We start from the raw sequence: 21,760 nt of genomic DNA, 5'->3' as shown, positions 1-21,760 counted from the left end.
AATCTCAGGTCATTGGCCGCCGACTAACATCGATCAGCGCGCGCCTGACATTTGCACATTATTCTAAATTACAACGCCAGTACTACCGCGGCGCTTACGAGCGTGTACCGCGGCAGACTGCGCGGGGAAGATCCAACAAACTAAATGGAGGACAAAGGTGAGCACAAGATCGTCCAGTTCTTTGGTGACGTTTTCAAATCCGTTCTCTTTGTCCGGCTACCCGGATGTACTTCCTGCAGGCGAGTATGAAGTAGTTGTCGAAGAAGAGCTACTGCAGGGCCTGAGTTTCGAAGCCTATCGCAGAACCGGAACCTACCTGACAGTTCGGGGCAAAGGCAGCAAGCCAGGCCGCACGGAAATGCGCCCAATTGACCCAGAAGATTTTGAACTGGCGCTTAAGCACGACCAGACCTTGGCCACATCTAACAATGACAGCGATGCGGCGCTTTCCCCGCAGGAGGAATAGATTATGAACACGCCCGAATGGCTTAAACCCGGAATCTACGGTGCTCTGATCGGCGGGGTTTTCGTAGGCGTCGTTGGATTTTCATGGGGTGGATGGATGACCGGCGGTAGCGCGGACAAGATGGCCAACGCCATGTCCCGCGACAATGTAATCGCTGCGTTGGTTCCGGTCTGCGTCGACATGGCGAGAACTGACGCCCAACGCGCCGAAAAAATAACGACGATCAAAGAGGCTTCTTCTTTCAAGCAGAAGGATGCCGTCATGGCGGCTGGCTGGGCAACGGTGCCGGGATCCCAAACTCCTAACAAAGACCTGGCGCAGGCCTGTATCGAGGGGCTGAACCTGGATGGATCGTAACTTAATCACTCAACATTCGGACAACGCCGTTTGCATCAGGGCAAATCGAAAAAATCAGTACCGGTTTTGCGCTCACTTAATGGCTGCGTTGTTTGTTGTCGTCTTCAGCAGTTTGGCGGGCTCCTTTATCTCATCAAGTCCCGCATCGGCCGAAACAAATTCGATCCCGGATAACGCGCATCCCAAAAAGTATGGCGACGGTTGGAAATGCGATTTGTCCTATCGGTTGAAAGGCGAAGAATGCGTGGCCATTGTCGTGCCGGGAAATGCCTACCCCACAAACAGAACCTATGGCTCAGGGTGGGCATGTATGCATGGCTTTGTTGAAGTTGGCGGCACCTCATGCACTGAAGTGATTGTGCCTGAGGGTGGATATCTCGATCCATCAGGTGAGAGGTGGCGGTGCCTGCGTGGATACACAAGAGTAGACGATAGCTGCCAGAAAATCGTGGTGCCGGATAATGCTTACCTGACGAATAGCACTTATGGATCTGCATGGCGTTGCAACCGTGGCTACGAAAAAGACGGAGAAGCATGCGTGGCAGTAGCGGTGCCGGAAAACGCTTTTCTGAACGCATCAACCAGCGGGCGTCCCTGGACGTGCGAGCGTGGGTATTTTGAGCGCGACGGACGGTGCGATGCCGTCTTTGTGCCTGAAAATGCTTTCTACGATGACGCGATCCATGGAGTTGGATGGAAATGCGAACGTGGCTACGAGGCGTCCGGTGATCGCTGCAATGCAATCGAGCTACCGGCAAATGCCCATATCGACCGATCCGGCAATGGGTGGCAATGCCACAAAAACTATCATCGATCAGAAGGGCTGTGTGTTCTGAACCAGTGAGAATTCAGACAGAAAGCCCACTTTCCCAAACTTCACAATTTTTGCCCGTCCTTACCAAGGACGCGCGTTTCACACTCTAAAAAGGAACAAATATGAAACCCGTACCCATTGCGTCGGATGCCAAGCAGTTCATTGCCAGCGATGCGCAAAAGCTGGCGCCTGAACAAGCAGTTTTTCCAGAGCTTCACCGCAAGACACTCGTGACAGATACACCGACTGCAATTGTGTATTGCGAAGGAAACTTCGCAAAGATCGATGGCAAGACGGCTAATGGTCTCGTTCGACATTCACAGGCCTATCGCGTTCTTTCGGTGATCGACAGCACGTATGGCGGTTGTGACAGTGGCAAAGTGCTTGATAATATCGCAAATCAGGTTCCCATCTTCGATGATCTTGATGCCGCCGTCGCTAATAAAGCTACGATCCCCGACACTTTTATTTACGGAATGGCGCCGGCCAGCGGCAGAATGTCCCTTGAGGATCGCGAAGTTGTTTTGGATGCGATAACGCTCGGAATGAACATCGTCAGTGGGCTGCATGAATTTCTTAGCGATGACAAGGAGCTCGCCGGATTTGCCAAAATTCACGATGTCACGATACGCGACATTCGCAAGCCGCGGCCAAATCCCGACCTGCGCCTGTTAGATGGCAGTATTGGAGACGTCCAGGCGATCCGCATCGCGGTGTTCGGCACCGATTGTGCAATTGGAAAGCGTACAACCGCGACAATCCTGACCGGCGCACTTAACGCGCATGGGATCAAAACAGTTTTGGTCAGCACCGGCCAAACTGGCTTGATGCAGGGCGCCAAGTATGGTGTCGCGATGGATTCGGTGCCGCCGCAATTTTGTTGTGGCGAACTTGAGCGCGCTGTCGTTGCGGCATCCGAGGGTGAGCACCCGGATGTAATAGTGATCGAGGGCCAGGGCGCGCTAAGCCATCCGGCTTTTTGCACATCAGCCTTCATTCTGCGAGGCAGTCAGCCACATGCAGTTATTCTTCAACACGCGCCTAAACGAAAACGTCGATGTGATTTCCCCAACATGACTATGCCCGCCCCTTGCGATGAAATCACCCTGATCGAGGCATTTGCGAACACAGAGGTAATTGGCATGACGATCAACCATGAAGGAATGAATGATGTTGAGATTTCAAAGGCCATCACAGACTACAACTGCAAATTGTATCTCCCGGTCACTGACGCATTGAACCGTCCTCCAAAAAACTTGGTGAATATGGTTCTATCTGCCTTTCCGCGCCTGCAACCCGTACGTGTTACGACGATTGAATGAGCAAGCTGCGTATCGACGTTGATCTGGACAAAATTCGGTACAACACACGGTTCCTGGTCGACCACCTTAGACCCCGCGGAATATCGGTGACAGGTGTGACAAAAGCCGTTTGCGGTCATCCTGAGATTGCGAATGCTATGCTTGAAGGTGGCGTGACAGGGCTGGCGGACGCGCGGATCAGCAATATCATGCGTATGCGCGATGCTGGAATCTCGTGCTCCATATCCTTGATCCGAACGCCCATGCTGAGCCAGGTCGCGCAAGTCCTTGATAACTGCGATGTCAGCTTCAACACTGAGATGGACATTATCGCCAGCCTGGCCATCGAGGCGCTGGGGAAGAACATTACTCACAATATTATCCTGATGGTGGAAATGGGGGATATGCGGGATGGCATCTTGCCTGAACACCTTGAAAGCACTGTGTCTCAAATTCTTAGAATGGAAGGGATTTCTCTGAAGGGGATTGGCGCAAATTTTGCCTGTCTGGGTCATGTGGCACCCTCTGCAGGGGCAATGGAATTGCTTTCGTCGCTTGCCGCCGACACCGAACTTGCAAGTGGACCCGCTCTGGAAACAGTGTCAGGCGGCGGCTCTGCCAGTTTGCCATGGGCGCTTGGCAAGGGGGCGACCGGAAAGATCAACAACCTGCGTCTGGGTGAGGCCATCCTGCTGGGTACCGATCCCGTTTCGGGATACGCGATCGACGGGCTTTACACAGATGTTTTTACGCTTTGGGCGGAAGTGATCGAAACGAAGACCAAATCAAATCCAAATCCCTTGCAAATGAATTATCCTATACCTTCAATGCAGTGTGTGACTTTAGACAGTCCTTCGAATACTCGGTCGATCCTTGCGATCGGACTCCAGGACACTGATGCGGCGGGTCTAATATTCCCTGCTGGCGTCACGTTCGTCGGAGCCACCAGTGATCATATCGTTGTAGAAAACACCAATTGGCTGCTTCGCCCTGGTGGCGAGGTGAAGCTGAGAATGAAGTATAGCGCGCTCTCGCGCGGCATGGCTGCACCCGATGTAGCAAAAGTCTTCCATGGTGATAGCGCTTTGGTTGACTGCAACGCAGCGAACACTGATCGCCCATACTCGAATCGAAAATAGCGCGCCAAGGTGCCGCCGCCTCGGTTCTGCTTCAGCCATCCGTCTTATTCTACGGCTTTACGTAGTAAATGAGGCACCCAATCCCTATATTGGACGTAGCCGCATTCACTTTTCACACCCTGTCTGGGCTCGTGGGTGTTGCGGACAATCAAAGGATCAAAATGATGTCTTTCAAAGACCTGACGACCAGAGCGGCTGCCGCACTGAAGGAAAACGATGCGGACGCGCCGAAAAAAGAAGTTACGTCTGAAGCGCCTGACGTCGTCCCCGAAAAACCAAAGCCTAAACCTCAAAACTGATAATACCCTGCCGGGAGTGGGTGGCTTGTTCTTGTCTGCATCTCCGAGCGAGCGGTATCAGCAAAGGAGAATTACCCAAATGAACCAGATAATCAGCAAGACAATCGCAGTCTTTTCCAGGCCGTTTACTTTCCCTGGCTTCGACGAATTACTCCCGGCAGGCGAGTACGACATAGAAACTGAGCTTTCCGCACCACCAGATTATTCGGACCCAGAAGCCTGGAAGGCCTCGGTGTTAATCTGTCTGCATCCACGGAAATCTTACCCCGGTCTGGCGCGTACCTTGACCGTTTCTCTTACTGATTTGGAGAGAGCCCGCGCAAAGGATAAATTGTCTTCAAAGCAGTTGTCGCAGTTCTTGCTCGACCAACTTTTGGCCGATCCCATGGTGCAATTGATTATGGAAGCGGATGGCGTTTCAGAGACTCAACTTCGGCACCTCTACTCGGAGTCGCTCATCTCTGAGGCAGACGACATATCATCAGATCAACGAGCCCTACCGCGAGGATGCGGAAACGGTTCTCGGTATACTTTCGCTGTCCAAGCTGCTGAGAACGAAGGAATGCCGGTTCGTCCTATTAAAACCCCTCGGATTACAGGCCGTCCCATTGGACAGACTGAAATGGGCAGCTCCTTCAATCTCAAGGCTTAGGGCTCGGAACTTTCTTTTCCAGTCGCTGTATAAACCAAAACAGAAATCGAGGCTAAGAACTGATGGAAGACTCCGACGACGAAGCAGATACGATCATGGCTCGCGCCCACAATGACGTGCCGCAAGAACGCCCGTGTCTTCGTTGCAGAACTCCATTCTGGAGCGAAGGGTTCGGAGAGCGGATTTGTCGACGCTGCAAGGGGTTGAACGCGTGGCGAAATGGCGTATCGGAAAGCCCTGGGTTTGCTCGGCGTCGCTGATGTACTGACATGTAGTGGTTCCGATGTGATCTGACAGTTGGCCGTTTTTCCTGTGGTGTATGCCAGATTAAGTTTGGTTCCGGATCTTTTCCTTCCTGATCTCTTTGCTCTCGATCATGGTCTGGAAGGGTATTCTTCTGCAACACATTTTGCCCTGATGAGTGTGCTCTTGGTTGTAGTGGTGCAGCCATTCTTCCAGATCGGCTTGCAGCGAAATCTGCGCCGCGAGCGCACGCAAAACAATTATGCTATGTCCGAGTTGGGCTCGATGCAGAAGTTCGCCTAAGTTTTGCTAGCGACCGCAATACAGCACAAAGCGGACAACGATTTAGCTTCCATCTTCAAGAGTTCGTTTGGATCAACTGCACCGCCAAATATTACAAGTATTTTAGTGTCATGGCGTCAGTTTTGTTATAAAATAACACATCCCATGAGCGGCGTAGCAGTAATCGTCATCAGCCATGAAATTTGCATCGCAAGAACACGAAAGCCTGTTTCACGAACGAGGCGAGCCCTACCGAATGGGTAGCCCCGGAGCGCGGACTTGCGGCGCGCGACTGAAAACAGGGGCCGCTTGCCCCAACCCCGCAATCAAGGAAAGCAAGCAGGGCCGGTGTCTTAGCCACTGTGGACCCCATGCCGCGCGTGCCTATCGTGAGCGCCAGAAACGCCGGTTTGAAACCGGCAGAGTGTCCTCCGCAGAGTGGAACCGGGCCGAAGCGCGCCGCGCGGCGAACCGGCTGGGGGGTCAGTGGAAGAAAAACCCGTGGTTGCCGGGCAGCACAATTGACCTGGGCGAACACGAGTGCGCGTTTCGTGACGTGCTGGGCGACTTGATTGTAGAGGCCTTGCCCCCAGCGGTCACGGATTGGCTTCGGTGGCGGTACCGGCGAACACAGATTGACCGGCAGAACGACGCAGCTTGGCAAAAGGCGCTGTTGGAGGATTTGCCTCGGCGCGTCGCTAAGGCCGGGCCACGTCCGGCTGATGGCTGCGGACGTGACTCAAAGCCGAGTGCGACGCCCCGGACGTGGAAAGTGATCTATGGGCAGGATAACCCATATTCAAAGCGCGCCATGCCAGACAAACCCAAGGCCCCTAAAGCCCAGCGCGGCAAAGGCAACGGACGCCGTGGCCGTCCCCGGACGCAGCCTGCCGGTGAGGACGAACTATCAGTTCTGGCGCAGGTCTACCGGGAGAACGCTGTGCTACTGGAACCGGTAATGGCGGGAGTCACGGATGAGGCGAAGCAACTGGCGGTGCTACGGACTCTGCGGGACTATCTGGCCCGCCCTACGGACGCAGAGGCGTGCAAACGCTGGCTGGCAGTGGTAGAACCTAACGCGGTGTGTCAGCGGCGCTCTGTGCGCCGCTGATCGTTGTTTGTGCGGGTCAGCTTCACTTGACGCCCATTTGTTTAAGCGCCGCGTCGAACCGCGCTTGGCCGTTGCAGGCAATCCAATAGCTGCACAGGCTTAGCGGGTCGCCTGTCGCAAAGGTCTCAGGAACGCCCGGGACGTAAATGGGTAGGTTTACGGCGTCCTCAATCAATGAGTACCGGGGCTTCGGCCCTTGATGCACCGACTGCCATTGGCGCCAGACCTTCGGCTGCATATCGAAGTGGGGACGGGCCAACGATCCGAATGTGTCTAGGGCAATGCGTTCTTCTTCGAGTTCCGTTGGCGGCAGAGGCGAAATTGCAGCGCCGCCAATCGCCAACACGAGTTGGTCTTTAGGCACCAGTACATATTCCAGCAGCCAGCCTTTCGGATCACGCGGAGCAGAGCGACGGAATGCAATCGCCGCGCTGAAAGCGGTTGTGTGTACGCTTTCCTTGATGATCCGCAACCGGGCGGTGCGGTCCGGGTGCTTCAAAAAGTATGCTTCATCGTCGTGCCGGTTTTGCCCCGGAAAGAGGTCGTGCGAGGTCGCTGTATCAATCGCCATTTCGACGGCAGTTTCGTAAGTGCGGGGTGCCGCTGTGTTGGACATGCTCTGTCCTTTCTATTCAAATCGTCTTCATCACAGACCGGGCGTTGCCTGTATGCTGCGCTAGTTGCGCAAGATGTGTTTTCCACCCAGTGCGGGACAGCGGCCCCCGCATGCTTATCGCTGTGAATATCGCTCTGACTGTTCGCGTTGCATGCAGTCAGATTGAGTAACCGTTGCGTCTCTTAACCCTCGCAATGCGCCCCGTTCAAAGGCAATAAATCGAACTCATTTCCACGGTCCGGCAGAGGTGTTGTTTGGTTCACCGTGCATGAGGGATTTCTTCCACCACGGTCTGTCCGCCTTAAGTAAAACTCTGTGGTGGTGGGGCGCTTTTTTAAAGCGCGCCCCACTACCCCGTGCAGTTTTACGGACCAATCCACAACCCCTCACGGTTCAACTGTGGGACTGTGGAAGCGTCCTGTCTGAACAGTCAAAGTGGGGTTTCTCACGCTCATTGAGCGGACCCCTCGACCTCATTTCGAACGGCTGCCGGTTCGCCTGCGGCAACGCAGTTTACAGCACGCCCTGCGCGCGGATCGTGTTCTGAAACTACCCGCAGTCCGCCGTCGGCAATCCAGCTTTCCAGCATGTCCGAAACCGCGCTGTAGGCCCGCGCCTGATCCGGGTTTCGGTCCGCTGCTTTGATGCCGCGCGTACCTACATCCATGCTCAGCGTGTCTGCGATCAGGTAGCCCGCCCAAGACGGCGACCGCTTGTCGGCCCGCGGCTTGGACGCAGCGGATTGAATGGCAGCTTGAACGAGGTGAAGGTCGCTAGGTGTCCCCACGGTTGGGCCAGGCGGCGTCCAATCCTCGACAACTGCAACCGTGTCCCCTGCCGGATACTCGGGTGTGCCGTTGTGCAACTTCACCGAGACCAGTCGCCGCCAGCGCGCTTTCGCAGCGGGCGCGAGGTTGGCCTTACCGTTCTCTACGCGGACGTATTGGTGGCGTTCATCGTCGGTAATACCAAACTGACGGGCTTCTTTGTCTGTCATGCGGACCAACTGGCGAACAACGCGCGCGCCGTCTACGATGGCGGATGCGCCGCGCGCCGCGCTTGCCCCCGCCGCACCCATGTCCGCGCCCGCTGCTTTGCCGACGTGGTGAACCAGAACAATTGCCGCGCCGGTACGGTCCGTGATCTGGCGTAGCGCCCCCATCAGCGTATTGGCTGAGTTATTGTCGTTCTCAGGCAGATTGTGAATAGCGCCCAAAGGGTCCAAAACCAGCACGCCTACCTTCGCGTCCAGCATCACGCGCACAAGAGCGTCTACCATACCCGGTACCCCTTCTGGCCCATCACGGCGCATCCGTGCCAAACACAGGTGCAAATCACGTCCAGACGTCATGAACAGCCGTCCGCCAATGTCTGCGTCCGTAATCCCGTAGTGCGCTTGAGCCGCTGCCAAACGGCGCAACTGTTCGTCCTGGGGGTCTTCGGCGTTGTGCAGCCAGACGTTTGACGGGCGGGTTGGTTCGTCACCGCTGAACAACGTCTTTCCTGTCGACATTGCGAGCGCTTCCGCTTTTATCAGCGCGCTTTTGCCTGTACCACCGGGCGCGACCAATACGGACACGAAGCCTTCGATAACACTGCGCCCGTACAGCCAACGACGAGGCGGGATTTGTCCCGGCGCAGGGGCCTTTACAGGCGTCAGCGAGAACGCAGCCAAGGCCCGTGCCATCGCGCTACCTATAGCGACCTGTGCCGAAAGAGCGTCCACGTCCGCCGAGTTGACCGGGCTGGCACCGAAAACGGCTTGTGCGTCAGCATGGGCCACACGTTCGCCCAGCGCTGGGTCCAATCGTCCGGCAAAGCCGCGCAGCCATGTCCAGCCAGTGCGTGTATCACGGATCGTGTCGTAAAGCTGAGCGTCATGCACGGTGTCGCCGCCCCAAGCCCAGCGCGCAGACCATTCAAGAAACAGGGCGCGCCCTTCGGCTTCAAAGCCGGTTCCTTCCACTGCGCCGCGCACTGCGTGCGCTACGGATACTTGTTCGTCCCGGCCAATGCGGTCTGTGTTTGGCAAACCTTCCATCAGCATCTTGAACGGCTCCAAGAAAGCTACTTTGTCCGGTGCCGCGTCTGCGCTGGGCGGCGCGCCTGCGGACGTGGACACACCTTTGCGTCCAGGCAAACCAAGCCGGTTAGCAATCCCAACAAGAGTGTTTCGGAGTTCTTCGGGGGTGGGTGCCAGTACGTGCATCATGCGGCAAGTTCCTGTTTGTTGTCGAATTGCGCCACCGGTAGTGCAAGGCTCAGCTTGGCCCCCCGTTGACGCTTTCGTTCTGTCGGAATGTTCAAGGTGTAGGGCAACCGCACAATGCGGGCTGGGTCCGCAACTGGGTCCGAACCCAACGCGGCAAGCGCCTCAGCCAACGGACCGGTTGACGACGATTGCAGAGCGCCGTCCCGTTGTTCTTGTACGCGAAACCAAACTTGGAAGCCGTTTCCGCTGTGGACTACCAATGAAGGGGTCAGTGCGTCCAACGCTGCAATTGTTCGTGTCCAGTCCGGGTCCACGTCCGGGGCGTCTTTCATGTCCAAATCCGCGACCAAATGGCGGCGGCAAGCAACGTCCTGCGCCTTGGCCCGGCGGTGTTGACCGGCCATGTGTTCTTTGCGCGAACAGACGCCCAGGTAGAGATTGCGCAAACCAAACTGGGCCTTGATGAAATCGTGCAGAGCGGCTTGGCCTGCTGCTCCGTCCAACTTTTCACAGAATGCGACAACACTGCCGTCTGTGCCGATTGCGCAGAGTTCGATCACGTCGCCGGACGTGAACAACGACGCAACCGCATCAAGCGCGCGCTGCGCAATGCCGCATTCAGTTAGTGCATCGCGCGTCGCTGTAAGTGCGTCGTCAAATGTGAGAGACCCGAACGCGAAGTGCGCGGCCAGCCCTTCGGCGGTGTTATCGTTACAATCCAGAATGTATTTCTCCTTCGCCAAAGCCAAGACGTCCATAGCTTCTTCTGGTGAAGGTGATCGTTGCCCGCTAGTTGCGGGTTTGGTGGTATTTGTGCTCATGGAAAACTTGCCTTTCGCCCCGTTGCCGCGCTTGCTTGTGGCGCGGGGTTCTTCTTTTTGGGCTTCAAATTATGCAGCGAGCCGAGCGGCTTTTTGTCCTTCAATCCAGTCGGTCAACTCCGATTGACTCCAACGAGACGCTCGACCAATTTTTATCGGCTTGGGAAATTCGCCATTGTTCATCATCTCGTAGATTTTGGTTCTCTTGAACCCAACGATTTTGACGACTTCTGGATAAGCCAGCAACCGTTCGCCTGACGTAGCCCGCTCTTGGCAGCTGTTCTGCTCAGGGGTGTTCTGCATTCTCGCCTCCATAGAAACTGATCGAGTAAGAACTAGGAAGGTACTTGGCGTACTGCCACGAAAAAGTATGCTAATTGTCTGAAAATAATCTGTTTTCTGACTGCTCTGTCAAAGTTGGAGGCGTTGTTTGTCTGTTGTGTCAGGCGCGGGACGAATGACCGTGCAATTTCGGGTCAAAAAAATGTCGCCTTCCTGAGCACTTCGAATCAGCAAAGGCAAAGTTTAGGCTCGATCCCTGAAAGGAATGACGCGGGTGTTGTCGTGTTCTTTGCCGTCAATGAAGTCTTGCCATGCAAGCATTAGGCCCCGGCGACGCTCAACAGCTTGTTCGCGCCGATAGGCTCTTTCCACGTCGTTCAGTTGGTGGGCCAAGGCTTCTTCGGCCAACTCACGGGGAAATTCAGTGTCGTTCGCGGCCCAATCTTTGAACGCGCTTCGGAACCCGTGCGGGACGTACTGACCCAAGTTCATGCGCCGCATCACGGCACGAATGGTCATGTCGGACATTGGCCTGCCCGGTTTAGCGCCTTCAAACACATAGTCGTCTGATTTGATTTCAACGTTTCGCAGCGCTTTAACTTCCGAAAGGATCGCCAGTGCTCTAGGGCAGAGAGGAACTACGTGCTTTCTCCGGGCCTTCATGCGCTCCGCCGGAATGGCCCAGAGTGCGTTTTCCTCGTCAATTTCACTCCAAAGTGCCAATCGCACTTCGCCAGAGCGCGATGCCGTGAGGATTAGAAACTCTAACGCGAGTGCACCCACCGACTTGCTTGCTCGTAGCTGTTGGGCGAACGATGGGACGTCTTTTCTTGGCATTGCCGGGCGGTGCCCCCCGGTCAGTTTCCGGGGCGCGGACAAAGTGGCGTTGAACAGTTCCCAGCGGGCAGGGTTATCCTGATGGTAAGCCCCGTTTTGGATTGCGTGGTAGAACAAGGCCTCAAGCCGTGCCCGCAAGCGAGTGGCCGAAACATGCAGCGCGTCCCACATCGGTTCGTTTCTTTCCGTGCCGTCGGCCTGCTTGACGGGCATAGGCTGTGTCAGAACTTGCCAAATGTCTTGCCGGGTAATCTCGACCAAAGGTTTGTCTGCGAGGGGCGCCGCGTACTTACGAAGTGACATGCCCCATTGGGCAACGTGCTTGGGGTTGGAGAACCCTTTTGTTTTCCAGGGCAAAAACACATCGACGTAATCGGAGAACGTCACGGTTGCGGCTTCGGCCTCTATTGCCGCGACGCGCATTGCAGCGGCTTGGTTTTCAGCCTCGGCAATTGGATCAAGTCCGCTTGCCAGCAAGTCGCGCGCGGCTGTGGCCTTCTGGCGCGCTTGTGCAAGCGTCGTTGAGGGAAACCCGCCGAAGCCCATTTCCCGCTGCTTTTGTCCTTTCAGCGTAAAGCGGAACACCCAACGCTTTGTTCCGTTGGCCGTGCAGCGCAAAGACAAACCGCCCCCATCATTGAGGGCGGTGCCAGGCGCGGCGTTTTCAACTTGTTTGACTGTCAGTCGGTGCATTCCCCGCGCCATGTCTGTTCTCCCGCTTAAATGCTGATTGCAGCGCGATACTCGGCAACGACGTCCGTGGACACTCCTGCCGCTGCCGCCGCTTTTTGATCATCAAAGCCAAGGTCGTTGACCAATGTGCAGAGCAAGTCTGCAAGGTTGCGCCAACTTTCTGGCATGCCGAAATAGATTGTGTCGGGCAGGGTTGGCAGGAGCTCCATTGCCTGTGCCAACAACGGTTGCTCTGCTGTGACTTCATTTGTGAGGGCGGAATTGCCTGCGCGTTCGATAGTTTGCACGTCTTTTCTTTCTACTAATCCGGGGCAATGGGTGCGGCCCCTAATCGCGCCCCTTGTGTGCCCCTAAAAATCAGGGGCAGTCAACGGAATTCGGCGGACGTCAGCGGACGTGACGCCCACTTCCGTCGAAAAATTGCTGATAAGAATATATAAAATGAACACCAGCGGACGTCAGCGAAAAGCCAATGGCGGCTCCTCGGTCCGCCACTGGTTTCCCCTAAATCATTGAAGATAAAAAACTTTTTATTTTTAAAGTTCGAATCCGTCGGGGGGGATTCAAACCGATCCCGCAACATTTGTGTGCAATTGCCATTCCTGACTCAGTTCAGAAATCCGTAGCTCCACCTGAGTCCATATGTAATACAGGACGAAAACGAGGTTTGAGCACTGAGTACAATTCGAATTGGTTTTGACGGGCCGTCGGTCGACAATGGTGAAATTGACGTAGCCGACCTAGCACCTTCTCTTCTCGCTCTAGGTGATCTTTTTGAAGCAGCGAATCGCGCGTTGAACAAAGATCGCAGCGAGGTGAAGCTAAAAATCAGAGCGAGCGAGAAGGGCAGCTTTATTGCTCTTCTTTCGCTGGATGTGAGCTTCATAGCTGACATGCTCGATATGGTTGCCGCCCATCCAGACCGCATGACTGCGGCCAATCAGCTTTTGGATTTGATTATCAAAGGTGGCACGATTGCCGGAGGCACTTTTGGTTTCTTCAAAACTCTCAAATGGCTGAATGGTGGTAAACCGGACAGCGCTGCCAATAACGATGATGGGACCACCTCACTTACCAAAGGCGGGACAACGATAATCGTTGATCAGCGCACCATCATATTGCTGGAAGACTTGTGCGTTTCCCAAGATCGGCCGCATGACGGATATTCAGTATTGGAGGCTGCTTTCTCACGGAAAGCAGTCTTTGATCAACGAGCAGCACCAAGATTTAAGTAGACAGTTCTATGTTTGTGCGTGTGTAAGTTTTTAGGCCAAACACAAAAGTGACTTCTCTGATCCGATTACAAAAACCTCAATTCCATGTTCCCGCAATTGCACAGAGGCTATTAAATTTGGCCAAGGTCAAACCAATACCTGTGTGAGTAGTAGCACTAGGAGTTCGCGGGTGAAGGGGCGCCGCATTGTAGCAAATCAGATTTCAATCACAATTTCCGTACAACAGTCCTTCATTTCGAAATGTAAAAAACTGGGGTGAGCGCTAAGCATTTGCTTGCTTGACGGCGAGGCATAATACTGAAGCGATTTGAACGCCCGCGCTATCTTATTCTGGGATGACAGGCAGCGCGGGCTATAGTCTGGTCATGGGACTGCCCAGACCAACTGCAATTTGCAAATGAACACGGGTAGCTAACCAAACCGTTGTGGTTGCTGATTTAAACTAATACTGACCGTCTAACTTCCTATTGCGATATCAACGTTTAAGACAGGCCGCGATATCGGGATACACAGGTAAGTGCGCGCGCGACAGCAATTTGATTTCCGCGCATAAAAAAATCTTGAATAGATGCATTTTAGATTCAACTATTCAAATGCGTGGCAATTTATCATTACCTCTGTTGCTTGCGCATTCGCCAGACTGTCTGGTTAGCCTCCTGGCGACGTATGTGAGTGGAGTCGCCAGGAGTTCACTTGTTCGTTTACTTGAAAGGCCGCACAGAGCGGAGTTCGTTCGAAGTCACAGGCAATGAGTGGAACCGGCTGAGCGACCTCTTTGGCCGCTAAAAACTTGAAGAACCAAAGTCTTTATTGACTGCTAAGCAGCCTTTATTCAAAACAGAGCGCGAAACCGCTTCGAGTCCTGAGCGCACCTCAATCTCACTCACGGCATTCTAAGGTAAACAGTTTTTGGACATTTTCTGTATGTGCGAACTCTCATGGTGCCAACGGAAGAAGCTGACATTTTGGCAATCATAATTGCTCGGCCTTTTTTGTACCGCGGCTAGGCAGAAATGAGGATGTTGCAGAAACTGATCGCTTACTGTGTATTAGTATTTTCAGAATTGGGCAGCCTATATGAGTTTCACCAAAACAAAGGACCGCATATTTCTCGCCTATGAAACATTTTCCGGCTGGCTTGCCCGACGTTCCAGACCTGTCAGAAAGTTCTTCTATGCTGTTGTCGGTTGGGTTCTTAGATTGATCTACGTGCTTCCGGGAAATCATGCCCGATATACCGCAGTCGCACTATCGGCGCATGTGGACCACCCCTCACCTAGGCGATTGTTTAAGGAATACGTGCGGAAGCTTTTGCTGGGTTTTGATCGTGCAGAAAGGATACGGCATGGCTTCGGTGAAGAAATCGACGAAACTTTAATTGTCCAGGATTGTGAAAGATTTGAACGGCTCTTTGAGAATGGGAGTTTTATCCTCGTCTTACCTCACGCCCACGGTGCGATACCGATGGCCCGATGCCTCTCGAACTCGTACCCCATATTATCGATTGTTCGGGTGTCAAAAGACAAAAACCGTGCCGAAGCTCAACATAGACTTTATCATAGTGTTGGATGCGAGTTTGTAGATGTGCGGGAAGCGGATCCAACTTCCGTTGCAAGGATCATTTTGAGAACATTAAAACGAGGCGGGATCGTGGTCGCGATGGTTGATCGCATTGATGAGCCGCCCACGCAAATCTTGAGCCCAGCACGTGATCTTGCCGCTGTGTCGGCGTTCGGTGAGATCGTTGGTGTTCAAACCTGGCCAGCAAGATATGCCCAAAAGGCAGGGGTCCCGATACTACCTGCGACTGTAGTACAGACCGAAACGGAATTGCATTTGGTTTTGGGCCAAAGTGTTATGGCTGGAGGGGATCTAGTATCCACAACTCAAAACTGGATTAGTGAACTTGAACATCTTCTGAGACTATATCCTCAAGAGTGGACATTCTGGCTAGACAAACACTGGTCGCGTGTTTTGCGCCGCAATCCACCTGTATCCAGAAAGTTATAAGTTTCAAGATGCCTATGAAAAAACGATCGAGTACGCGCATGCAAAGTTAAGAGATAGGAAAAAACATGTCATAAGCTAGGAGATTGCCTCTGACCAAAGGCTGCGATGTCTGCATGTAGAAAGTTGCGCAGAGATTAGGGCAATCTAAGTTCACAACTTGAGAGACCGGCACGACTGGAAACTCCGGCAAACACAACCACATTTGCTAGTATGATTAGCCGCCGAGAATTTGTTGCAGTTGCAACTACCGCACTTGCTGTTCCGTACATCGCGAGGGCGCGGCCCGACGCGCTAAGCGAAGCGATTGGTCAGCTCCCACCGCTACATTCCCTCCAGGTCAAAAAAGGCGACGAAACTGTCTTTGCCGAAGCGCCTCGCGGCCCCGGTCGCAATCGACCTACAAACATCAAATCCTGCTCAAAGAGCATCGTCTCTCCGCTTCTCGGGCCGGCGATCGAAAACGGCGAAATCCCGTCGATCACTTCGACTCTTGGCGTGGTCGCGCCCGGCATTCTTCCACCGGATGCCACACCCGGAGCAGCGGAAGTTTCGATGGAGGACTTGGTGACACTGCGAGCCGGTCTCGAAAGGACTTCAGGCACCAACTACGGTGATTGGGTGAGTTCAGGAAACTGGATTGCAGACGCTATAACCCGCCCGATGGTAGCGGAGCCTGGGACGCGCATGCTGTATCCACAGGTTCCACACACGTCCTTGGGGTCGCTCATTGTCTTCTACCAATAGGACTTTAGTCAAAACTTCCCCCTTGCGCCTTCGCATACTATGAGCACCGAATGGTTAAAAAACATCGAAACTTGTATTCGAGGGCCATACTCTACTGCCGGATCGAGCGATCTTTACTAGTCGATGCATTCTTTCATCAATTCTATACCACGCAATGAATATTTAGCCGACTTAAGTCCACCCGCCAACATTCGCACATAATGGGTATTATCCGTAGCAATTTGTGGAGAGGCCATTAAGCTTATGAATCGTTGGGAAGCCAGATGAACGCGCCAAAAAACCTCCAATTTTCACCCGCGGAGAACGTCAGATTCCTGCCATGAGCGACAAATGCTGCGCTAATTATCTATGCCGTTTTTGGCGCGTTTTAGTTATTCGTTGCAGTTTGTCTGAGCGTTGGTTTTTGTTTTTGAACAAGGGTTTGGGTGACAACTTGGGTAACAATTGACGAGTTTTGTACTTGGTTTCCATTTAGGTGGAAATTGACGTTCATCCTATCTGAGTGCTGCTCGGAGCCCAACCTGTATCTTAGTCAGTTCGCTTTAGGTGAACTTAACGCGCCTGGGCGGCCTATCGGGCTCGTGGATCACCTTAATAATTTATCACAACACTGTTGAAACATGTGGCTCTTGTATACAATGATTGTGTTTCCAGTGTTTACTGTAGCGAGTACCCGTTTGGAAGAAGCCGATTCTCATCGCGTATCAATTTCTCTTGCGGCCGCAAAAAGTCGTGACTTGTTGTTGATTGCAATGGCTTTTAGCATTTTTACTAACCTGCTTATGCTTACAGGCCCGGTATTCATGCTTCAGATTTACGACAGAGTTTTAAGCTCTCGTTCTGAAGAAACCTTACTGGTTCTATTCGGCTTGGTGACGCTGTTATTCACAATTTACGGGTTTCTAGAATACGCACGTGGACGCGTTTCTGCGAGGATAGGTGCCCGAATTCAGAGCACCTTCGGGCCGCTTGCGTTCAAAGCGCTTCTGGAACGTTCGGCGCTCAAAAGAAGCTCGGGAATCGAAAGCCACGGGTTGCAGGACATTGAAGCGCTCAAGGCATTCTTCTCGTCCCCGTTATTGTTGGCTATCTTTGACCTACCTTGGACGCCCATTTTTTTAGTCGCAGTTTTTATCTTTCATCCTTATCTCGGCTGGCTCGCGCTTGCTGGGGGTTGTGTGCTCGTTTCGGCAGCTTTGATAAACCAGATTTTAACCGTTAATAAAACGCTACAAGCCCAATCAATCTCTCAGTCAGCAAACCGATTTGCCGGTCAAGTCCAAGAAATGAGCGATTTGGCCTGGTCGCAAGGAATGGCTTCAGACTTGGAAAAGCGTTGGAAAAAGCTTCAAGATGCAGCGCTTCATTCTTCAATTCTAGCAAATGACTGGACGGGTGGTTTTGCGTCTTTTTCCAAAGCTTTTCGGTTTTTTCTCCAAGCGGCGATGCTTGGGCTTGGCGCTTGGTTAGTTTTGCAAAATGAACTGACTGCAGGCGCGATGATCGCGTCTTCAATATTACTAGGCAGGGCACTGGCTCCAATCGAACAGTGTATTCCACAATGGTCGCTGGCGCAAAAGGCGAGACGAGGTTGGCGTCGGCTAGATGAGCTTTTGCAACAATTAAAGCTCGATGACGAAGTGACTACATTGCCGAAACCTGAAGCGTCGTTAACAGTCGATGGCGTCACGGTCTTTGCGCGAGGGCGCGAACACCCTGTTCTGGGAAATGTCTCATTCCATCTAGCACCTGGCGAAGCGTTGGGGATTTTGGGGAAAAGTGGTTCAGGAAAAAGCACTTTAGCTAGGGTTGTTATGGGATTGGTTAGTCCACATAACGGAGAAGTACGTTTAGGTGGCGCTACGCTTAAGCAATACGGTCCGGAAGAAATGGGTAAGCAGATTGGTTACTTGCCGCAGGACGTTCATTTTTTTGCTGGAACGATTGCAGAAAACATAGCTCAGATGTCACTCGAAGTTTCTTCTGAAAGAGTGGTGATAGCTGCCAAAAGGGCTAAGGTTCACAGTATCATTTTAAATCTTGATGAAGGATACAACACAGTTATTGAACCACTTGATGATAAGTTGTCAGGAGGTCAAAAGCAAAGACTTGCCCTTGCTCGCGCTCTCTATGGTGATCCTAAGATCCTTGTGCTGGATGAACCCAATTCCGCATTGGACAAAGAGGGGTCTGATGCGTTGAATGCAGTCGTTTCAGAGTTGAAAGCCGCGAACAAATCAGTTCTGATTATGACTCATCGCCCAGTCGCTATTTCAGAATGTGATAAGTTACTTATTCTCCAAGGCGGTCAAACAAAAGATTATGGTCCTCGCGACCAAGTACTTGGTTCCTCGCTCAAGAACGTGATGTCGATAAAGAGGAAAATTCAAGCCAATGAAAACGAAGAGTTTAGATCTGCCGGGGCGCATCGAAAAGTTTCGAAAGCAAGTAAAGAGTTTCGTTCAATCCGTAAAAGAAAGTTGGGTAAACAGAAAGCACAAGGCTTTAAGTCAGTCAGGAAAAAACACGGACATTGAAGAAGTAGCTGATTGGAGCGCCTTAGTTCCTATTTACATTGGCGTGACCTCAATAGCGGTTTTGATTTTTGGGATTGGCTACTGGAGTTTGTTTACTAGGATTTCCGGTGCTGTTGTTGCCAGCGGTACTGTGAAAGTAGAAACCGAAAGACAAGTCGCTCAGCATCCAGACGGAGGCGTTGTTTCAGCGATTTTAGCTCGCGATGGAGATTCAGTGGAGGCCGGCGACGTATTAGTCAAACTTGACGGCACATTTCTAAGATCTGAGTTGCAAGTCGTGGAACGACAACTGATGGAAATTCTCGTGCGACGTTTCAGGTTGGAGGCTGAGAGAGACCAGCTTTCAAATCTTCAGGATATCGCTTTAGGAGAATTTTCAACGCTGGACAACGAATGGATGATCTCACAGCTTCAGGGTCAAAGAAACCTTTTCAACGCGAAACTGGCTTCACACAAGAACGAAATCGATCAACTGAAACAACAGTCATTTCAAATCGAGGATCAAGTCCGAGGTATGGAGGCTCAAGTGAGCGCGCTAAAAGATCAATTGGATCTGGTCGAGACCGAAATCAAGGATCTTGAGGCCCTGTTGGAGCAAGGGTTGGTTCAAGCGTCTCGGGTTTTGGCGCTCAGGAGAGAGCAGGCGAGGCTAAAGGGAGAGATAGGCCAGCTAGAAGCTGCAAAAGCCGAGGCGAAAGGGCGGCAAACGGGCGTTTCAATCGAAATTATAAACTTGGAAAATAGGCGCCGGGAAGGCGCCATTACAGAATTGCGTGATTTACGTTTCAGCGAGATCCCTTTGGTGGAAAATCGTCAAAGTTTGAAGAAACGACTCTCGAGGTTGGAAGTTAGGTCACCGTCCGAAGGCGTTGTTTTCGGGTCATCCGTTTTCGCGGAACAGGCTGTTATCAAACCTGCTGATCCGATTATGTACATCGTCCCAAAGGATAGACCACTTCAAGTATCAGCGCGAATTGACCCCGTGCATATTGACCAAGTTTACGAAGGTCAGCCGGTTTCACTTCGTTTTACTACCTTTGACCAACGTACAACGCCTGAAGTTCTTGGTGTCGTAGTCAGGATATCAGCTGATACATTTACAGATGATGCGCAGGAGGTGCCTTATTATGAAGCGGTGTTGCAACCCGACACAAAGTCTCTGACTGCGACAGGTGATGTTTTGCTCGTTCCGGGAATGCCTGTGGAGGCATTTATCAAAACTGATGCACGTGCACCGATTTCATACCTCGTTCAGCCTTTGGCCAACTATTTTCGACGCGCTCTAAGGGAAAATTAAGTCGTTGTTTTCCGTATCCTTTAAGAGCCGGAAAGAGACATTCGTAGCGACGTTAGCGGACTAGCCGGCACTGGACTTTATTCGATGCCGTCGCGTCCAGTCGCTGTTCGATTGACGTGTTTTGCACGTACAAATCCGTTAGTTTGTTGACTCAATTTTGTCGAGTTTATATCGTCCCGATACCTTTAGCGTGAGCTTTTTACTGTTTAGTGCCAAAGTGCGTACCTCGGCTAAAGGTCAAAAAACTTAATGAGTGCAGATAAGAATATGGTTTGAAGCCCCAGAGTAGAGATTTTTTCATAGTTTGCCGGGGGGCATTATGGCTGACTTTAATCTCGAAGCGGAAGGTTCCAGAGAAACCATTGGTGGAGTGACATTTATCAACTCTCCAAATGAGGGATCCGGTACAGGAAATTTCGAACCTTTTTTGGCTACAAGCGACGAAGCGAGCACATCAGATGGTGTTGCCGCTGGATTCAATACCGTAAACGATTCAAATTCCGCAATAAATAATGCCTTTGGTAACAACGAGTTAGACAAACAAAAGACGAGAGAAGTTAAGCTGACTGATATTCCCGTCACCGTTATTGACGGAGTCGAATATTATGAAATTCGCTTGGATTTGAATGAGAGCAATAGCGACGATCTCATAACACTAGAAACATTTCAAATTTACTTGTCCGACGATGGCACGATCGGAACCTACAATGACCTGACTTCAAATGGAAATTTGGTCTACGATATTGATGCAATTGAACCAACTACTCTGTTTTTGGCCGAAACATCTACAGGCAGTGGCACTGACGACTACACGGTATTGATCGAAAAAAGCGTCATCGATGCGTATTTTCTAGCAAACCCCAGTGAGTCTTTTGAAGATTACTATTTCTACCTTTATTCGGAAATGGGCCGCCCTGGTGAATATGACGAAGAGGCAGGCTTTGATGAGTGGAACATCCAAAGCGCTGGGACGATTAATGGCTTCAAGTTCGGGGATCTTGATGGCGACGGTGTTTACGAACCAGAAGATGGAGAAAGCGGGCTGGAAGGTGTTGTTGTATACATAGACAGCAACAATAATGGCATATTTGATGCAGACACTGAACGCGCAACTGTCACGGATGAAAATGGTAACTTCACTTTCTTCGGAGTCGCGACCAGTTCTGACGATATAATTATTCGTGAGGATATTTCTAGTTTAGAGGCGGGCTCCGAGCCAACCAACGGCACCTTGGATGGTCAAGGCGATGATCCCTATTTCTGGGTCGCGAACCTTTCCGAGGCCGGAGATACAGATTTTGTCCAGATCGGAAACTTGGTTCCAAATCCACAGATAATGATTACCAAAACGGTTGTCGATGTGGACGGTGAAGGCTCTGAGGGAATAGCTGAAGATGCCGGGGATGAAATTACTTATCAATTGGTGATCGAAAACACGGGCAATCTGGCTCTGGCTGGCGTTACTGTGACTGACCCCTTGACTGGGGTAAACATTTTGGTCGGTGATCTGGAGGTAGGTGAAGTCGTCACAATCGATGACGGCGACAGTGATGGATTGGGTGGAACAGTAGATCTAACCTATCAAGTAACGCAGGAGGATCTGGACAGCAGAGGCGATGCAGAGTTTGGCGATGTCAGTGACGACGACGATGGCAACATAGAGAACACCGCCAGCGTAAGTGGATTCTATGAAGAACAGGAAGTGACAGACAGCGATGATGCTGACGCTCCTTTGGCCTACCAGCCTGGGATAGAGATCGAGAAAGAGATTACAAGCGTTGACGACCTGAATGGCAACGGCCTTGTCGACGC

Annotated in this window: 18 protein-coding genes and 1 pseudogene; 12 read left to right on the top strand and 7 right to left on the bottom strand. The window is 52.2% G+C overall.

Translation table 11 applies throughout. The features are described from left to right. The first annotated feature begins 157 nt into the window (after positions 1-157). From AC2FF7_RS20085 to AC2FF7_RS20060, 6 genes are all read left to right on the top strand, one after another. A complete protein-coding gene (locus tag AC2FF7_RS20085; RefSeq protein ID WP_170329073.1) occupies positions 158-466 on the top strand; it encodes a hypothetical protein in 309 nt (102 codons plus the stop codon). Between the two features lie 3 nt (positions 467-469). Continuing rightward, a complete protein-coding gene (locus tag AC2FF7_RS20080; RefSeq protein WP_170329075.1) occupies positions 470-823 on the top strand; it encodes a hypothetical protein in 354 nt (117 codons plus the stop codon). Next, complete coding sequence (locus tag AC2FF7_RS20075) at positions 813-1,667, top strand: hypothetical protein (RefSeq protein WP_496906228.1); 855 nt, start codon at positions 813-815, stop codon at positions 1,665-1,667. Before AC2FF7_RS20080 ends, AC2FF7_RS20075 begins: the two co-directional genes overlap by 11 nt. Positions 1,668-1,759: 92 nt before the next feature. Beyond that, positions 1,760-2,959 carry an N-acetyltransferase DgcN family protein gene (locus tag AC2FF7_RS20070; protein WP_496906227.1) on the top strand — a complete coding sequence of 400 codons (1,200 nt, stop codon included), beginning with the start codon at positions 1,760-1,762 and terminating at the stop codon, positions 2,957-2,959. Continuing rightward, entirely contained in the window at positions 2,956-4,077 is a 1,122-nt protein-coding gene (locus AC2FF7_RS20065) for an alanine/ornithine racemase family PLP-dependent enzyme (RefSeq protein WP_170486376.1), read from the top strand. The genes AC2FF7_RS20070 and AC2FF7_RS20065 overlap by 4 nt, the downstream gene beginning before the upstream one ends. 378 nt (positions 4,078-4,455) lie before the next feature. Beyond that, a complete protein-coding gene (locus tag AC2FF7_RS20060; RefSeq protein WP_170336663.1) occupies positions 4,456-5,028 on the top strand; it encodes a hypothetical protein in 573 nt (190 codons plus the stop codon). Between the two features lie 327 nt (positions 5,029-5,355). On the opposite strand, the pseudogene AC2FF7_RS20055 reads toward AC2FF7_RS20060, so the two are convergent. Then, a pseudogene (locus tag AC2FF7_RS20055) lies at positions 5,356-5,502 on the bottom strand (IS481 family transposase); the annotation flags it as partial. A gap of 247 nt (positions 5,503-5,749) precedes the next feature. Between AC2FF7_RS20055 and AC2FF7_RS20050 the strand changes: the two are divergent. Further along, positions 5,750-6,664 (top strand): hypothetical protein, encoded by a 915-nt coding sequence (locus AC2FF7_RS20050; protein WP_496906226.1) that lies wholly within the window; start codon positions 5,750-5,752, stop codon positions 6,662-6,664. 22 nt (positions 6,665-6,686) lie between these two features. On the opposite strand, the gene AC2FF7_RS20045 is transcribed toward AC2FF7_RS20050, so the two are convergent. The 6 genes from AC2FF7_RS20045 to AC2FF7_RS20020 form a co-directional block, all read right to left on the bottom strand. After that, positions 6,687-7,280 carry a hypothetical protein gene (locus AC2FF7_RS20045; RefSeq protein WP_170798130.1) on the bottom strand — a complete coding sequence of 198 codons (594 nt, stop codon included), beginning with the start codon at positions 7,278-7,280 and terminating at the stop codon, positions 6,687-6,689. 451 nt (positions 7,281-7,731) lie between these two features. Further along, positions 7,732-9,492: an AAA family ATPase gene (locus AC2FF7_RS20040; protein WP_496906225.1), complete on the bottom strand. Its 1,761-nt coding sequence runs from the start codon at positions 9,490-9,492 to the stop codon at positions 7,732-7,734. Then, entirely contained in the window at positions 9,489-10,313 is an 825-nt protein-coding gene (locus tag AC2FF7_RS20035) for a hypothetical protein (RefSeq protein WP_496906224.1), read from the bottom strand. Before AC2FF7_RS20035 ends, AC2FF7_RS20040 begins: the two co-directional genes overlap by 4 nt. A 69-nt stretch (positions 10,314-10,382) precedes the next feature. After that, positions 10,383-10,616: a helix-turn-helix transcriptional regulator gene (locus tag AC2FF7_RS20030; protein WP_170343490.1), complete on the bottom strand. Its 234-nt coding sequence runs from the start codon at positions 10,614-10,616 to the stop codon at positions 10,383-10,385. Positions 10,617-10,838: 222 nt separating this feature from the next. After that, positions 10,839-12,125, bottom strand: a complete 1,287-nt coding sequence (locus tag AC2FF7_RS20025; RefSeq protein WP_480474007.1) for a tyrosine-type recombinase/integrase — start codon at positions 12,123-12,125, stop codon at positions 10,839-10,841. 26 nt (positions 12,126-12,151) lie between these two features. Further along, positions 12,152-12,412, bottom strand: coding sequence for a hypothetical protein (locus AC2FF7_RS20020; RefSeq protein WP_170343492.1), 261 nt, complete (start codon positions 12,410-12,412; stop codon positions 12,152-12,154). A gap of 387 nt (positions 12,413-12,799) precedes the next feature. On the opposite strand from AC2FF7_RS20020, the gene AC2FF7_RS20015 reads away from it, so the two are divergent. The 5 genes from AC2FF7_RS20015 to AC2FF7_RS19995 all read left to right on the top strand — a co-directional run. Next, a complete protein-coding gene (locus AC2FF7_RS20015; RefSeq protein ID WP_496906240.1) occupies positions 12,800-13,360 on the top strand; it encodes an LAPAL motif-containing putative phage structural protein in 561 nt (186 codons plus the stop codon). 1,077 nt (positions 13,361-14,437) lie between these two features. Continuing rightward, positions 14,438-15,370, top strand: coding sequence for a lysophospholipid acyltransferase family protein (locus tag AC2FF7_RS20010; protein ID WP_480870053.1), 933 nt, complete (start codon positions 14,438-14,440; stop codon positions 15,368-15,370). Positions 15,371-16,791: 1,421 nt separating this feature from the next. Further along, complete coding sequence (locus AC2FF7_RS20005; RefSeq protein ID WP_496906223.1) at positions 16,792-18,651, top strand: type I secretion system permease/ATPase; 1,860 nt, start codon at positions 16,792-16,794, stop codon at positions 18,649-18,651. A gap of 43 nt (positions 18,652-18,694) precedes the next feature. Beyond that, entirely contained in the window at positions 18,695-19,948 is a 1,254-nt protein-coding gene (locus AC2FF7_RS20000) for an HlyD family type I secretion periplasmic adaptor subunit (protein WP_480870117.1), read from the top strand. A gap of 319 nt (positions 19,949-20,267) precedes the next feature. Further along, positions 20,268-21,760: CLIPPER-2 domain-containing protein (locus tag AC2FF7_RS19995; protein WP_496906222.1), on the top strand; the 1,493-nt coding region annotated here is incomplete at its 3' end.

Source organism: Ruegeria sp. YTSC325 (assembly GCF_059609525.1).
This window is presented reverse-complemented; position numbering and strand designations above follow the sequence as displayed.

Bases quoted from the DNA above. Each gene is read 5' to 3' on its own strand.
- AC2FF7_RS20080 (WP_170329075.1), top strand. From the start codon at position 470: ATGAACACGCCCGAATGGCTTAAACCCGGAATCTACGGTGCTCTGATC.
- AC2FF7_RS20075 (WP_496906228.1), top strand. From the start codon at position 813: ATGGATCGTAACTTAATCACTCAACATTCGGACAACGCCGTTTGCATC.
- AC2FF7_RS20070 (WP_496906227.1), top strand. From the start codon at position 1,760: ATGAAACCCGTACCCATTGCGTCGGATGCCAAGCAGTTCATTGCCAGC.
- AC2FF7_RS20065 (WP_170486376.1), top strand. From the start codon at position 2,956: ATGAGCAAGCTGCGTATCGACGTTGATCTGGACAAAATTCGGTACAAC.
- AC2FF7_RS20060 (WP_170336663.1), top strand. From the start codon at position 4,456: ATGAACCAGATAATCAGCAAGACAATCGCAGTCTTTTCCAGGCCGTTT.
- AC2FF7_RS20050 (WP_496906226.1), top strand. From the start codon at position 5,750: ATGAAATTTGCATCGCAAGAACACGAAAGCCTGTTTCACGAACGAGGC.
- AC2FF7_RS20045 (WP_170798130.1), bottom strand. From the start codon at position 7,280: ATGTCCAACACAGCGGCACCCCGCACTTACGAAACTGCCGTCGAAATG.
- AC2FF7_RS20040 (WP_496906225.1), bottom strand. From the start codon at position 9,492: ATGATGCACGTACTGGCACCCACCCCCGAAGAACTCCGAAACACTCTT.
- AC2FF7_RS20035 (WP_496906224.1), bottom strand. From the start codon at position 10,313: ATGAGCACAAATACCACCAAACCCGCAACTAGCGGGCAACGATCACCT.
- AC2FF7_RS20030 (WP_170343490.1), bottom strand. From the start codon at position 10,616: ATGCAGAACACCCCTGAGCAGAACAGCTGCCAAGAGCGGGCTACGTCA.
- AC2FF7_RS20025 (WP_480474007.1), bottom strand. From the start codon at position 12,125: ATGCACCGACTGACAGTCAAACAAGTTGAAAACGCCGCGCCTGGCACC.
- AC2FF7_RS20010 (WP_480870053.1), top strand. From the start codon at position 14,438: ATGAGTTTCACCAAAACAAAGGACCGCATATTTCTCGCCTATGAAACA.